Here is a 12,848-nt window from a genome sequence, read left to right as displayed (position 1 = left end):
AATATACACAGCACCTTCATACACCGCACCTACAGTCAGATACTGTCCCGCACCCGGTCCCAGGTCTTGGCCAGGTGGCTGGCCATGGCCTCGCCCAGGCGCGTGCCGTCGCGGTCGGCCAGGGCGCGTACCATTTCCTCGTGATCAGCCACGGCCCCGGCCCAGTATTCGGGCTTTTCATTGCCGATGTAGCGGATGCGCTTGAGCCGGGCCTGGATGTTGGCCTGCATCTCCTGCAGCGTCTCGTTCTTCGACAGCGCGGCCAGGCGCGAATGGAATTCCTGGTTCAGCTTGTAATAGGGCATCCGGTCGCGATCGCGGTAATGGCCCATCATCTGCTCATGCAGGGCGATCAGCGCCGCGATCTCGTCGTCGCTGGCCTGCTCGCAGGCCAGTTCCCCGCCCAGCTTTTCAAGATGGCCCAGCACCTGCAAGGCCGAGAACACGTCCTTGGGCGTCAGCTTGCGCACGATGCTGCCCTTGGACGGCCGCACGATGACCAGCCCTTCGGCCGCCAGGGTGCGCAGCGCCTCGCGGAACGGCGTGCGCGACACCCCCAGTTCCTCGATCAGGGCTGCCTCGTCGATTCGACTGCCAGGTTCCAGCCGGCCCTCGATGATCAGGTCCCGCACACGGCTGGCCACCTGGTCGTGGAGAGAGCGGTTGGTTATGGCAATGGACGATCCCATAGCTAAGCCTCTGTTTTTCCGAAAGTTTGCCTGACGCGAAAGCGCGGCACCACAATATCCACATTCTTCTTGCCCGTCCATACTTTCCACATGTATACAAAATACATTCAGCAGATATGCGGGATTCATTCACACCTGGGAGAGGAGACCAGCCAATGAAAACCCTTCGTACCGGCCTGACCGCCGGCCTGATGACCTGCGCCCTGTCGCTTGCGGCGGCGCCGGTCCTTGCAGAGACCTACATCGTGGCCGTGGGGGCGGCATCGAACAGCCTGCAAGGGCGCAGCGCGGCGAAATTCGCCGAGGACCTGCAGACCGAGCTGGGCGACGCCCACACCGTCGAGTTCTATGCCGACGGCCAGCTGGGCGACGAAAAGGAGCTGATGCAGAAACTGCGGCTCGGCACCGTCCAGTTCACGCTGATCTCGTCGATCATGACCAACGTGGCCCCGGAATTCGCCCTGTTCGACATGCCCTTCCTGGTCCAGGACCGCGACCACCTGAAGGCCATCGACACCGAGATCGTCCAGGCCGAGCTGGCGCCCAAGGCAGAGAAGGCCGGGCTGAAGGTCCTGTCGACCTGGGAAAACGGCTTTCGCCAGATCACCAACAACGCGCGGCCGATCAACACGCCCGAGGATCTCAAGGGCCTGAAGATCCGCACGCCTTCGTCGGAATGGCGCATTGCCATGTTCAAGGAATGGGGCGCCAACCCGACGCCCATGGCCTTTTCCGAGGTCTTCGTCGCCCTTCAGACGGGCACGATGGACGGCCAGGAAAACCCGCTGACCAACATCACCGGGGCGAATTTCCAGGAAGTCCAGGGCTACCTGAGCATGACCGGCCATGTCTATTCGCCGACCTACCTGACCTCGGGCATGGGCACCTGGCAGAAGCTGCCCGACGACGTGAAAGAAGCCGTGACCACCGTGGCCGCCGGCGTCCAGGACTGGTCGCTGGCCCAGGGCGAAGCCGCCGACACCGAGCTGGTGGCCAAGGTCGAAGCCGCGGGTATGGAAGTCAACGAAGCCGACAAGGCGGCCTTCATCGCCGCCTCGGCCCCGGTCTATGCCGCCTTTGCCGCCCAGGTCGATGGCGGTGACGCGCTGGTCAGCCGCGCCCAGGCGCTGGCCGCAGACTGACACCCGGACGGGATGCCGGGCGGAGCCTCCCCCGCCCGGTATCCCCCTGTCCCCAGTCACACGGGAATTCCCTGATGATCGCGAAGATCGAAAAAACGCTCCTCTGGGCGATCGAGACCATTTGCCTTGCGCTGCTCGTGACCCTGGCCCTGGCCGTGGTCTATTCGACGACCATGCGCTATCTCGGCGCCTCGCCGTCCTGGTATGACGAGATTGCCAGCGTCCTGCTGGCCTGGCTGACCTATTTCGGCGCGACCTACGCGGTCTTCCTGCGCCAGCACATGAGCTTTGGCGGCATCGTCACCGCCCTGCCCCGCAACGCCGCCGTGGCCCTGGCCATCTTTTCCGAGATCCTGGTCATCGGTTTCTTTGCCGTCGTCGCCTGGTACGGCAATGCCGTGCTGGCCGTGGCCAAGTGGGACTCGCTGCTCAGCATCCGCTGGATGACCCTGGACATCGTCCAGTCGATCATCCCCGTTTCGGCCGTGCTGATGATCATCGGCACCGTTCTGACCATGCCCCGGGCCATCGCCATGGCCGCACAGGGCATCGACACCGACCATGCCGAGATCGAACAGGCCATCGCCGAAGCCGAACGTGAAAACGCCGCCCAGAAGGAGGACGGCAAATGATCCTGCTGTGCACCACCGTGGCCCTGATCGGGCTGATCCTGATCAACGTGCCCATCGCCGTGGCCATCGGCATCGTCTCGCTGGGCGGCCTGCTGCTGACCCCGGGCGGGGCCACGCTTTATGACATGGCCATCGCGCTCTATTCCGGGGCCACGTCCTTTCCGCTGATCGCCATCCCGCTGTTCATCCTGGCCGGCAACCTGATGAATACCTCGGGCATCTCGGTCCGGCTGATCAACTTCGTCACCGCCCTGATCGGGTTCGTCCGCGGCGGGCTGGGCATGGTCAATATCGGCGTGTCCATGGTCTTTGCCGAGATTTCCGGCTCGGCCGTGGCCGACGTGGCCGCCACCGGCACCGTGCTGATCCCCGAGATGAAGAAACGCGGCTATTCGCGCACGCTGGCCGCGGCGATCACCTCGTCCTCGGCGTCGCTGGCCATCATCATTCCGCCGTCGATCCCGATGATCCTCTATGGCGCCATTGCCGAGGTCTCGGTGCTCAAGCTTTTCGTCGCGGGCATCGTGCCCGGCGTGATGGGCGGGGCGCTGCTGATGGCCGTGACCTATGGCCTGGCCGTGCGCTATGACCTGCCGCGCGCCGAAGGCTTTGACCTGTGCCATGTCTGGCGGTCGTTCAAGGAGGCCATCTGGGCGCTGCTGATGCCCGTGATCATCCTGGGCGGCATCTTTTCGGGCGTGGTCACGGCCACCGAAGGCGCCGGGCTGGCGGTGCTGGCCGCGCTGGTCATCGGCATCTTCGTCTATCGCGATCTCGACGTGTCGCGGCTGCGCAAGGTCATGCTGGAAGGCGTCAGCCAGACCGGTGTGGTCATGCTGCTGGTCGCCACCTCGGCCGCCCTCGGCCTGTTCCTGACCCAGGCCCAGGTGCCCCAGACCCTGGCCCAGCAGATCACCGACCTGACAACCAACCCGCTGATCGTGCTGGCCCTTCTCAACCTGCTGCTGCTGGTGCTGGGCATGTTCCTGCACGGCGCCGCGGCGATCATCCTGGTGGTCCCCGTCGTCATGCCGCTGGTCAATGCCGTGGGCATCGACCCGGTGCATTTCGGCATCATGGTCACCCTCAACCTGGCCATCGGCCAGCAGACCCCCCCGGTCGCCTCGGTGCTGATCACCTCCTGCTCGATCGCCAAGGCCGGGATCTGGGAAACCTCCCGCACCAACCTGCCGTTCATCGGCGTTCTCGCATTCATCCTCTTGCTGGTCACTTACGTGCCGCAGGTGTCTCTCGCTCTTACGGGGTACATCCAATGACAGATACGAAACCACGCATCGCGATCATTCCCGGCGACCCGTCGGGGATCGGCCCGGAACTGATCGCCCGGCTGCTCAACGAAGACGGCGTGACCGACGCCGCCGACATCGTCCTGGTCGGAGACGGCCACGTCTGGGAACAGGGGGCGGCCCAGTCGGGCCTGCCCGTCGCCCTGGCCGAGATCGGCGAAGACGCGGCCGGCACGGCCGAAGGCGTCAACTGGCTGCCGATGGAGACCATCGCGCCCGACGACGTCAAGGTCGCCGAGGTCACCGTCGAAGGCGGCACCTGCAGCCTGCGCTGCCTCGACAAGGCCCTGGACCTGGCCCAGGCCGGCAAGGTCGACGGTGTGCTCTTCGGGCCCTTCAACAAGGCCGCGCTGACCAGCGCCGGGCTGAATGCCGAGGACGAGCACCGCTACATGGCGCGCTACCTGGGCTTCACCGGCTATCACAGCGAAATCAACGTGCTCGACGACCTGATGACCACCCGCGTGACCAGCCATATCGGCCTGCGCGAAGTGGCCGAACGGATCTCGGCCGAGGCCGTCGAAAAGGCCATCGGCCTGGCCGAGGACACGCTGAAACGCGCCGGCAAGGACCGCCCCCACATCGCCGTGGCCGCGCTGAACCCCCATGCCGGCGACAACGGCAAGTTCGGCCGCGAGGAAATCGACATCCTGCAGCCGGTGGTCGAGGCCGCCCAGGCCAAGCAAAAGAACGTCACCGGCCCCTGGCCTTCGGACACTGTGTTCCTGAAAGCCAAGCGCGGCGAGGTCGATGCCGTGGTCACGATGTACCACGACCAGGGCCAGATCGCGATCAAGCTGATGGGCTTTGAACGCGGCGTGACCGTGGCCGGCGGCCTGCCGATCCCGGTGGCCACCCCGGCCCATGGCACGGCCTTCGACATCGCCGGCCAGCAACAGGCCAATGTCGGCGCCACGCTGCAGGCCTTCAACCTGCTGGTCCGCATGGCCCGCAACCACCGCGCCGCCCGCGCGGCGGCCTGACCCGCAAGATCACGTTCGGCCCCGCCTGCGCCCGCGCAGGCCCCGGCCGCCCCGCCTGACAAGGAAGAGTGAGATGACCAAGATCAAATCCGTTCGCACCCGCGTCTGGAACTGGACCGGCCCGACCGTTCCGCCGACCGGCAATTTCTGCACCAATGCCTCGGACGCGCTGTGGATGAAGGGCGATGCCATGGCCTCGTTCCGGTTCCACCAGTGGCTGACCTGCGAGATCGAGACCGAAGACGGCACCATCGGCATCGGCAACGCCGCCCTGGCGCCCGGCGTCGTCAAGAAGGCCATCGACGATTGGTATGCCCCGCTGGTCATCGGCGAGGATCCGTTCGACTATGCCTATATCTGGGAAAAGATGTACCGCCGCACCCATGCCTGGGGCCGCAAGGGCATCGGCATGACGGCCATTTCGGCCATCGACATCGCCATCTGGGACCTGATGGGCAAGCTGGTCGGCAAGCCGGTCTTCAAGCTGCTCGGCGGGCGGACCAAGGAAAAGATCCCGGTCTATTACTCCAAGCTTTACGCCGGGCCGGTCGAATCCATGCAGGCCGAGGCCGAAGAGGCCATGAAGAACGGCTACACGGCCTACAAGTCGCGTTTCGGCTATGGCCCCAAGGACGGCATGCCGGGCATGCGCGAGAACCTCAAGCGGGTCGAGGCCCTGCGCGAGGTCATCGGCTACGACAACGACCTGATGCTCGAATGTTACATGGGCTGGAACCTGGATTACGCCAAGCGCATGCTGCCCAAGCTGGCCAAGTACGAACCGCGCTGGCTGGAAGAACCGGTCATTGCCGATGACGTCGAAGGCTATGCCGAGCTGAACGCCATGAACATCGTGCCGATCTCGGGCGGCGAGCATGAATTCTCGATCATGGGCTGCAACGACCTGATCCAGAAAAAGGCCGTCAGCGTCCTGCAATACGACACCAACCGCGTGGGCGGCATCACCGCGGCGCAAAAGATCAACGCCATCGCCGAGGCGGCGCAGATCCCGGTCATCCCGCATGCCGGCCAGGTGCACAATTACCACCTGACCATGGCCAATGCGAATTGCCCGATCAGCGAATACTTCCCGGTCTTCGACGTCGAGGTCGGCAACGAGCTGTTCTACTACATCTTCGAAGGCGATCCCGAGGCGGTCGACGGCTTCCTGCAGCTGGATGACGACAAGCCCGGCCTGGGCATCACCATTTCCGACAAGCACCTGCACAACTTCGAGATCGTGGAATGAGCTGGTCCGGTATCTGGCCCGTCGCGCCGACGCCCTTCAACCCCGATGGCACCGTCGATTACGAGGGCATGAAACGTGTCGTCGACTGCATGGTCGACCAGGGCAACGACGGCATCTGCATCCTGGCCAATTTCTCCGAGCAGTTCCTGATCTCGGATGAAGAGCGCCGCAAGCTGACCGAAGTGTCGCTGGCCCACATGGCCGGCCGCCTGCCGGTGATCGTGACGATCAGCCATTATGCCACCGACATTGCCGTCGAGCGGGCACGTCATGCCAAGGCCCACGGGGCCGACAGCGTGATGATGATGCCGCCCTACCACGGGGCCCTGATGAAGGGCACGCCCGACCAGACGTTCGAGCAATTCGCCCGGGTCGGCGAGGTCGGCATCCCGATCATGGTGCAGGACGCGCCGCTGTCGGGGGTCGAGCTTCCGGTGCCGCTGCTGGTGCGGATGGCGCAGGAGATCGAGATGGTGAAGCTCTTCAAGATCGAATGCCCCCAGGCCGCCGGCAAGCTGCGGGCGCTGATCGCCGAGGGCGGCCCGGCCATCGAGGCGCCGTTCGACGGCGAAGAGGCCATCACCCTGCCCGCCGATCTCGAAGCCGGGGCGACGGGCACGATGACCTCGGCCATGATCCCCGACCAGATCCGCCCGGTGCTCGATGCCCATGCAAGGGGCGACCGCGACGGGATGCTGGCGGCCTATGAACGGGTGGCCATGGCGATCAACCACGAGAACCGGCAATGCGGGTTCCGCTCGGCCAAGGCGGCCATGGTCGAAGGCGGGGTCATCGCCTCGGACTTCTGCCGCCACCCGATCCCGCCCCTGCACCCGCAGATCCGCGACCTGCTGATGCGCCTGATCCGGCCGCTGGATCCGGTCGTGCTCCGCTGGGGCAAGTGAACGAACAGAAGGACCGATGTGATGACATACGAGACACATGGCAAACACCTGATCGCCGGCGAATGGGTCGGCGGCAGCCAGACCTTCGCCTCGCAGCCCGCCCACGGGCCGGCGCGTGACTTTTCCGTGGGTACGGTCGACCTGGTCGACCGGGCCTGCCAGGCGGCCGAAGAGGCCTTCTGGTCCTATGGCTATACCACGGCGGCCGAACGGGCGGCCTTTCTGAACGCCATCGCCGACGAGATCGAGGCCCGCGCCGAGGCGATCACCGAGATCGGCAGCCAGGAAAGCGGCCTGCCCGAGGGCCGCCTGCAGGGCGAACGAGGCCGGACCACCGGCCAGCTGCGGCTCTTTGCCGAGCATATCCTCAAGGGCGATTACCTCGACAAGCGCCACGACCCGGCCCTGCCCGATCGTGCGCCCCTGCCCCGGCCCGACCTCAAGATGGTGCAGCGGCCCATCGGCCCGGTCGCGGTCTTCGGCGCGTCGAACTTCCCGCTGGCCTTTTCCACCGCCGGCGGTGACACCGCCGCCGCGCTGGCCGCCGGCTGCCCCGTCGTGGTCAAGGGCCATTCGGCCCATCCCGGCACCGGCGAGATCATCAGCGAGGCCATCCATGCGGCCATCGCCAAGACCGGCATGCATCCGGGCGTGTTCTCGAACATCCAGGGCGGGCGCCGCGACGTGGGCACGGCGCTGGTCCAGCACCCGCTGATCAAGGCCGTGGGCTTCACCGGCTCGCTCGGCGGCGGGCGCGCGCTCTTTGACCTCTGCGCGCAGCGGCCCGAGCCGATCCCCTTCTTCGGCGAGCTGGGCAGCGTCAACCCGATGTTCGTCCTGCCCGAGGCCACCGCCGCCCGTGGCGCGGCCATCGGCGAAGGCTGGGCCGGATCGCTGACCATGGGCGCGGGCCAGTTCTGCACCAACCCCGGCATCGCCGTGGTCATGGCCGGACCCGAGGGCGATGCCCTTGTGGCAGCGGCGGCCGAGGCACTGAAGGCCGTCGGCCCGCAGGTCATGCTGACCGACGGCATCGCCGCAGCCTACAAGGACGGCAAGTCCCGGTTCGACGGCCGCAACGCCGTGCAACCGCTGCTGACCAATGCCGACGAAGGCCGCAATGCCTCGCCCAACCTCTACGAGACCGATGCGGCCAGCTACCTGCAGGACCATGCGCTTGGCGAAGAGGTCTTCGGGCCCCTCGGCCTGGTCGTGCGGGTTTCGGACCCCGACGAGATGGAAACGCTGGCAAAAGGCTTTGAAGGCCAGCTGACCTGCACCCTGCAGATGGACGAGGGCGACACCGCCCTGGCCGCGCGGCTGATGCCCGTTCTGGAACGCAAGGCCGGCCGCGTGCTGGCCAACGGGTTCCCGACCGGGGTTGAGGTCTGTGATGCCATGGTCCATGGCGGGCCCTATCCGGCCTCGACCAATTTCGGCGCGACGTCGGTCGGCACGCTGTCGATCCGGCGCTTCCTGCGCCCGGTGAGCTACCAGAACATCCCCGATGCGCTGATGCCCGCCGATCACTGACGACCCGTGCCCGCGCCGGGAGGGCGCGGGCGCACCCAACACCCTGACGGGAGGATACCACCCATGACATTCGCCAAGACCTTCGGCCGGACCATCGGCGCCGCTGCCCTGGCCGCGCTGGCCGCCGCGCCCGCGCTGGCCGATTACCCCGAACGCCCGGTCACGATCATCGTGCCCTGGGGTGCCGGCGGTGGCACCGACACCATCATCCGCATCTTTGCCGTGGGCTTCGAAGAGGCGCTCGGCCAGCCCATCAACGTCGTCAACCGCACCGGCGGGTCGGGCGTCGTGGGTCATGCGACCATCGCCAATTCCCGGGCCGACGGCTACACGCTGGGCGCCTGCACCTCGGAAATCACCTATTTCGACACCGTGGGCCTGGCCCCGCTGACGCCCGAGACCTTTACCCTGATCTCGCGCCTGGCCGAGATCCCGGGCGGCGTGACCGTTGCGGCCAACAGCCCCTATGACAGCGTCGAAGACGTGCTGACGGCGGCCAAGGAGGGCGATCTCAGCGCATCCGGCTCGGGCATCGGCGGCCCCTGGCACATGGCCGCCGCCGGCATGATGCAGGCCGCGGGCGGCGAGGTCGACAGCCTGCGCTTCATCCCCTCGCAGGGCGGCGCCCCGGCGCTGCAGGACCTGCTGGCCGGCGGCATCTCGGTCTTTACCGGCTCGCCGATCGAGGCCCGCGCCCTGGCCGATGCCGGCGAGGTCAAGATCCTGGCGGTCATGGCCGACGACCGTTCGCCGGCCTTCCCCGACGTGCCGACGCTGAAGGAAAGCGGCACCGACTGGTCGATGAGCAACTGGTTCTCGCTCTGCGCGCCGGCCGGCCTGCCCGATGACGTCAAGGCCAAGATCGAAGAGGCCGCCCGCACCGCCCATGGTTCGGCCGCCGTGCAAGAGGCCCTGGCCCAACGCGGCATCACGCCGACCTTCGACGGGTCCGAGGCATTCTCGGCCTATGCCACCGGCTTCTCCCAGGAGGCCAAGGCCCTGCTGACCGAGCTGGGTCTCGCAAAGTAACGAAAGGGCGGCAGACCGGCGTCCGTATCAGCGGGCGCCGGCAACCCGCTGGTACGCCATGCAAATCAACGATCGCATCATCGGCCTGCTGGCCATTCTTGGCGGCATTGCCGTCATCATCGGCACGCTGGGCTTCCGCGAGATCCCGGGCCAGCAATTCGGCTCGGCCTTCTTTCCGCGCCTCTTGGGCGGCGCGCTCATCCTGTGCGGCATCGCTTTTGCCGTGACCGGCGCCCGGGGCCAGCTGGTCCGCGTGGGCGACATGCTGCGCGGCAGCTCGGGGATGAAAGTCGCCGCGATCCTGGCCGCCGTGATCGGCTGGGTGCTGATCTCGCCGCTGCTGGGCTTCATCCTGACCACCGCCCTGCTGATCGCCGGCCTGGCCGTGATGGCCGGCGGCCGGCTGTGGCCCTCGGCCGCGACGGGGCTGGGCATGGCTGTCGTGCTCTACCTGATCTTCGGCGAATTGCTGCGCGTGCCCCTGCCCCTGGGCCTGATCGAAAGGATCCTGCCATGAGCGTGCTTCTCTCGGCCGTCGAACTTGTCGCCCAGCCCGATGTGCTGGGCACCATCGTCGTGGCCAGCCTGCTGGGCATCGTCCTGGGCGCCATTCCCGGGCTGACCGCCGTGATGGGCGTGGCCCTGCTGATCCCGATCACCTATTTCATGGACCCGGTGCCGGCCATTTCCGCCATCGCCGCGCTGGCCGCCATGGCCATCTTTGCCGGCGACATTCCCGGCACCCTGCTGCGCATCCCCGGCACCCCGGCCTCGGCCGCCTATGTCGAGGACGGCTATGCCATGTCCAAGGCCGGCCGGCCCGAACGCGCGCTTGGCCTGTCGATGGTCTCGGCCTGTTTCGGGGGCGTCGTGGGGGTCATCCTGCTGATGACCGTCGCGCCAATGCTGGCGCGCTTTGCCACCAATTTCTCGTCTGTCGAATATTTCTGGCTGGCCCTGCTGGGCCTGACCTGCGCCGCGATCATCTCGGCCGGCTCGGCGCTCAAGGGCATCCTGTCGCTGATGTTCGGCCTGTGGGTCGCCACCATCGGCATCGATGCCGTGGCCGGCCAGCCTCGTTTTACCTTCGGGTCGATCGAACTGATGGGCGGGGTCAGCTTCATCCCCGCGATGATCGGCATGTTCGCCCTGCCCGAGGTTCTCAAGAACATCACCGCCCGCTCGACCCGCCAGGAACCGCCGGCCATGGGTCCGATCTTTCCGGGCCTGGGCGGGGTCATGCGCCGCCGCTGGCGCAACCTGGTCCGGGGCAGCGTCACCGGCTCGGTCATCGGCGCCCTGCCCGGCGCTGGGGCCGACATTGCCGCCTGGGTCGCCTATGCCATGGCCAAGCGCCAGTCGAAGACGCCCGAAGCCTTTGGCAAGGGCCATGACGAAGGCCTGATCGAGGCCGGCGCGGCCAACAACGGCGGGCTGTCGGGCGCCTGGGTGCCCACGCTGGTCTTCGGCATTCCCGGCGACAGCATCACGGCCATCGTCATCGGCGTGCTCTACCTCAAGGGCCTGGAGCCCGGGCCGATCATCTTCGTCAAGACGCCCGAGCTGGTCTATGCCATCTTCATCGCCTTCCTGCTGGCCAACTTGCTGCTGATCCCCTTCGGCTGGGCGATCATCAAGTTGTCGCGCAACCTGCTGCGCCTGCAGCCCTGCTATTTCGCCCCGGTCGTGCTGGCCTGCTGCATCGTCGGCAGCTTTGCCATCAACAATTCGGCCTTCGGCGTGCTGACCATGCTGGCCTTCGGCGTGATCGGCTGGCTCTTCGAGGAAAACGGCATCCCCTTGGCCCCGGCGATCCTGGGCATCGTGCTGGGCGGCATGCTGGAATTCAACTTCGTGACCTCCATGCTCAAGTCCGAAGGCGATCTGTCGATCTTCTTCTCGCGGCCGGTGGCTGCCGTGCTGGGCCTGATCGTGCTGGCCATCTGGGTGGTGCCCCTGTTGCGGCACCTGCGCAAACCGACGGAGACCCGGGCATGAAGATCATCGACGCGCATCACCATTACTGGGATCCGGCGGCCAATTATCACCCCTGGCTGCGGGACGAGCCGATGATCCCCTTCCGCTACGGCGATTACACGTCGATCCGCGTCCGCTTCATGGCCCCGGAATACGATGCCGCCACGGCAGGCTGGGACGTGGTGGCCACGGTGACCATGGAAGGCGAATGGGATCCGGCCGATCCCACCGGCGAGGCCGAATGGATGCAGCGCCTGCGCGACGAGACCGGCCGCCCGGCGGCCCATGTCGCCCAGGCCTGGCTGGATCGCGACGACCTGCCCGAGGTGCTGGCGGCCTATGCCGCGCTGCCCATCGTGCGCTCGGTCCGCCACAAGCCCCGGGCCAATGCCGCGCCCGGCGGTCCGGCGGGCGGCATGATGGACCCGGCCTATCGCGACGGCTTTCGCCGGCTGGCCGATGCCGGGCTGATCTTTGACCTGCAGACGCCCTGGTGGCACCTGCACGAGGCCGCCGACATGGCCGCCCTGGCCCCCGAGATGCCCATCGTGCTGAACCATGCCGGGCTGCCGTCCGACCGGTCGGCCGAAGGGCTGGCCGGCTGGCGCCAGGCCATGCGCGATTTCGCCGCCCTGCCGCAGGTGCGGGTCAAGATCTCGGGCATCGGCCTGCCGGGCCGGCCGTGGTCGCTGGAGGACAACCGCGAGATCATCCGGTTCTGTGTCGACACCTTCGGCCCCGAGCGGGCGATGTTTGCGTCGAACTTCCCCGTCGACGGGCTGTGCGGGTCGTTCGACACGATCTTTTCGGGCTTTGACGCGGCCACCGCCGATCTGCCCGAGGCCGCGCGCCAGGCGCTGTTCCGGGGCACTGCCGAAACCGTCTACGGCCTGGCCCCCGCGTCCTGATCGCCGCCGCCTGTTCCCGAACCGATCGCCGCGCCCATGCCCCGGGCGCGGCGTTTTTTGCAAACATCCGTCGCCCCCTGAGGCAAGATGCCGCCCGCCGCCGTCCTGTCGGCGCCGGGGTCTGCATGGCGGCGTCGACGGCCCCACCCAGCGCACCGCAGTGTCAGGGCCTTGTCCTGTTCATCTTGGGCCGCCACGCGTCCCGGGCCCTGCCCTTCCCCGTCATGCGCAATCCGACGCCAATGGCCCTGCCGCCTGTTGCCCGGCGCGGCGCAACCCGGCATTAACGGCCGTGCCCTATCCTGCCCGGCGCTGTGCGACTGGCCGCAAAGGGCAAAAACGAATGAAATTTCGCCGTATCCCCCGAAACGACGCCGCTTTCGGCCAAGACATGATGCGCGATCGGCCTTAGGTACTGCTAGACTTTGTTGCACTTGCAGTATTGTGAAAGCCACGGGGCCATGATAGTGGACCGCCAATTGTATACGCTTGCA

General features: G+C 66.8%; 12 protein-coding genes. 11 read left to right on the top strand and 1 reads right to left on the bottom strand.

All coding sequences use genetic code 11. The features are described 5' to 3' along the window. Positions 1-35: 35 nt before the first annotated feature. The gene (locus tag ACK3BB_RS23010) at positions 36-689 is read right to left on the bottom strand and encodes a GntR family transcriptional regulator (protein ID WP_428929222.1); all 654 of its coding nucleotides are present in this window, start codon (positions 687-689) and stop codon (positions 36-38) included. A gap of 155 nt (positions 690-844) precedes the next feature. On the opposite strand from ACK3BB_RS23010, the gene ACK3BB_RS23005 reads away from it, so the two are divergent. The 11 genes from ACK3BB_RS23005 to ACK3BB_RS22955 all read left to right on the top strand — a co-directional run bounded on the left by ACK3BB_RS23005 (position 845) and on the right by ACK3BB_RS22955 (position 12,354). Next, positions 845-1,831 (top strand): TRAP transporter substrate-binding protein, encoded by a 987-nt coding sequence (locus ACK3BB_RS23005; protein WP_428929221.1) that lies wholly within the window; start codon positions 845-847, stop codon positions 1,829-1,831. Positions 1,832-1,905: 74 nt separating this feature from the next. After that, positions 1,906-2,463 (top strand): TRAP transporter small permease, encoded by a 558-nt coding sequence (locus ACK3BB_RS23000; protein WP_428929220.1) that lies wholly within the window; start codon positions 1,906-1,908, stop codon positions 2,461-2,463. Further along, the gene (locus tag ACK3BB_RS22995; protein WP_428929219.1) at positions 2,460-3,740 is read left to right on the top strand and encodes a TRAP transporter large permease; all 1,281 of its coding nucleotides are present in this window, start codon (positions 2,460-2,462) and stop codon (positions 3,738-3,740) included. The genes ACK3BB_RS23000 and ACK3BB_RS22995 overlap by 4 nt, the downstream gene beginning before the upstream one ends. Further along, positions 3,737-4,753, top strand: coding sequence for a 4-hydroxythreonine-4-phosphate dehydrogenase PdxA (locus ACK3BB_RS22990; RefSeq protein WP_428929218.1), 1,017 nt, complete (start codon positions 3,737-3,739; stop codon positions 4,751-4,753). The genes ACK3BB_RS22995 and ACK3BB_RS22990 overlap by 4 nt, the downstream gene beginning before the upstream one ends. A gap of 73 nt (positions 4,754-4,826) precedes the next feature. Then, the gene (locus tag ACK3BB_RS22985) at positions 4,827-6,002 is read left to right on the top strand and encodes an L-rhamnonate dehydratase (RefSeq protein ID WP_428929217.1); all 1,176 of its coding nucleotides are present in this window, start codon (positions 4,827-4,829) and stop codon (positions 6,000-6,002) included. Continuing rightward, on the top strand, positions 5,999-6,907 hold the full coding sequence (locus ACK3BB_RS22980; protein ID WP_428929216.1) for a dihydrodipicolinate synthase family protein: 909 nt from the start codon (positions 5,999-6,001) through the stop codon (positions 6,905-6,907). The genes ACK3BB_RS22985 and ACK3BB_RS22980 overlap by 4 nt, the downstream gene beginning before the upstream one ends. A gap of 21 nt (positions 6,908-6,928) precedes the next feature. Next, on the top strand, positions 6,929-8,440 hold the full coding sequence (locus ACK3BB_RS22975) for an aldehyde dehydrogenase (NADP(+)) (RefSeq protein WP_428929215.1): 1,512 nt from the start codon (positions 6,929-6,931) through the stop codon (positions 8,438-8,440). A 63-nt stretch (positions 8,441-8,503) separates the two neighbouring features. Then, a complete protein-coding gene (locus ACK3BB_RS22970) occupies positions 8,504-9,469 on the top strand; it encodes a tripartite tricarboxylate transporter substrate binding protein (RefSeq protein ID WP_428929214.1) in 966 nt (321 codons plus the stop codon). A 58-nt stretch (positions 9,470-9,527) separates the two neighbouring features. Further along, complete coding sequence (locus tag ACK3BB_RS22965) at positions 9,528-9,986, top strand: tripartite tricarboxylate transporter TctB family protein (RefSeq protein ID WP_428929213.1); 459 nt, start codon at positions 9,528-9,530, stop codon at positions 9,984-9,986. Continuing rightward, positions 9,983-11,467, top strand: a complete 1,485-nt coding sequence (locus ACK3BB_RS22960) for a tripartite tricarboxylate transporter permease (protein WP_428929212.1) — start codon at positions 9,983-9,985, stop codon at positions 11,465-11,467. Before ACK3BB_RS22965 ends, ACK3BB_RS22960 begins: the two co-directional genes overlap by 4 nt. After that, positions 11,464-12,354 carry an amidohydrolase family protein gene (locus tag ACK3BB_RS22955; RefSeq protein WP_428929211.1) on the top strand — a complete coding sequence of 297 codons (891 nt, stop codon included), beginning with the start codon at positions 11,464-11,466 and terminating at the stop codon, positions 12,352-12,354. The genes ACK3BB_RS22960 and ACK3BB_RS22955 overlap by 4 nt, the downstream gene beginning before the upstream one ends. The last annotated feature ends 494 nt before the right edge of the window (positions 12,355-12,848 follow it).

Origin of the sequence: Marinibacterium sp. SX1 (genome assembly GCF_050389775.1) — a bacterium.
Taxonomy (GTDB): Bacteria; Pseudomonadota; Alphaproteobacteria; order Rhodobacterales; family Rhodobacteraceae; genus Marinibacterium.
This window is presented reverse-complemented; position numbering and strand designations above follow the sequence as displayed.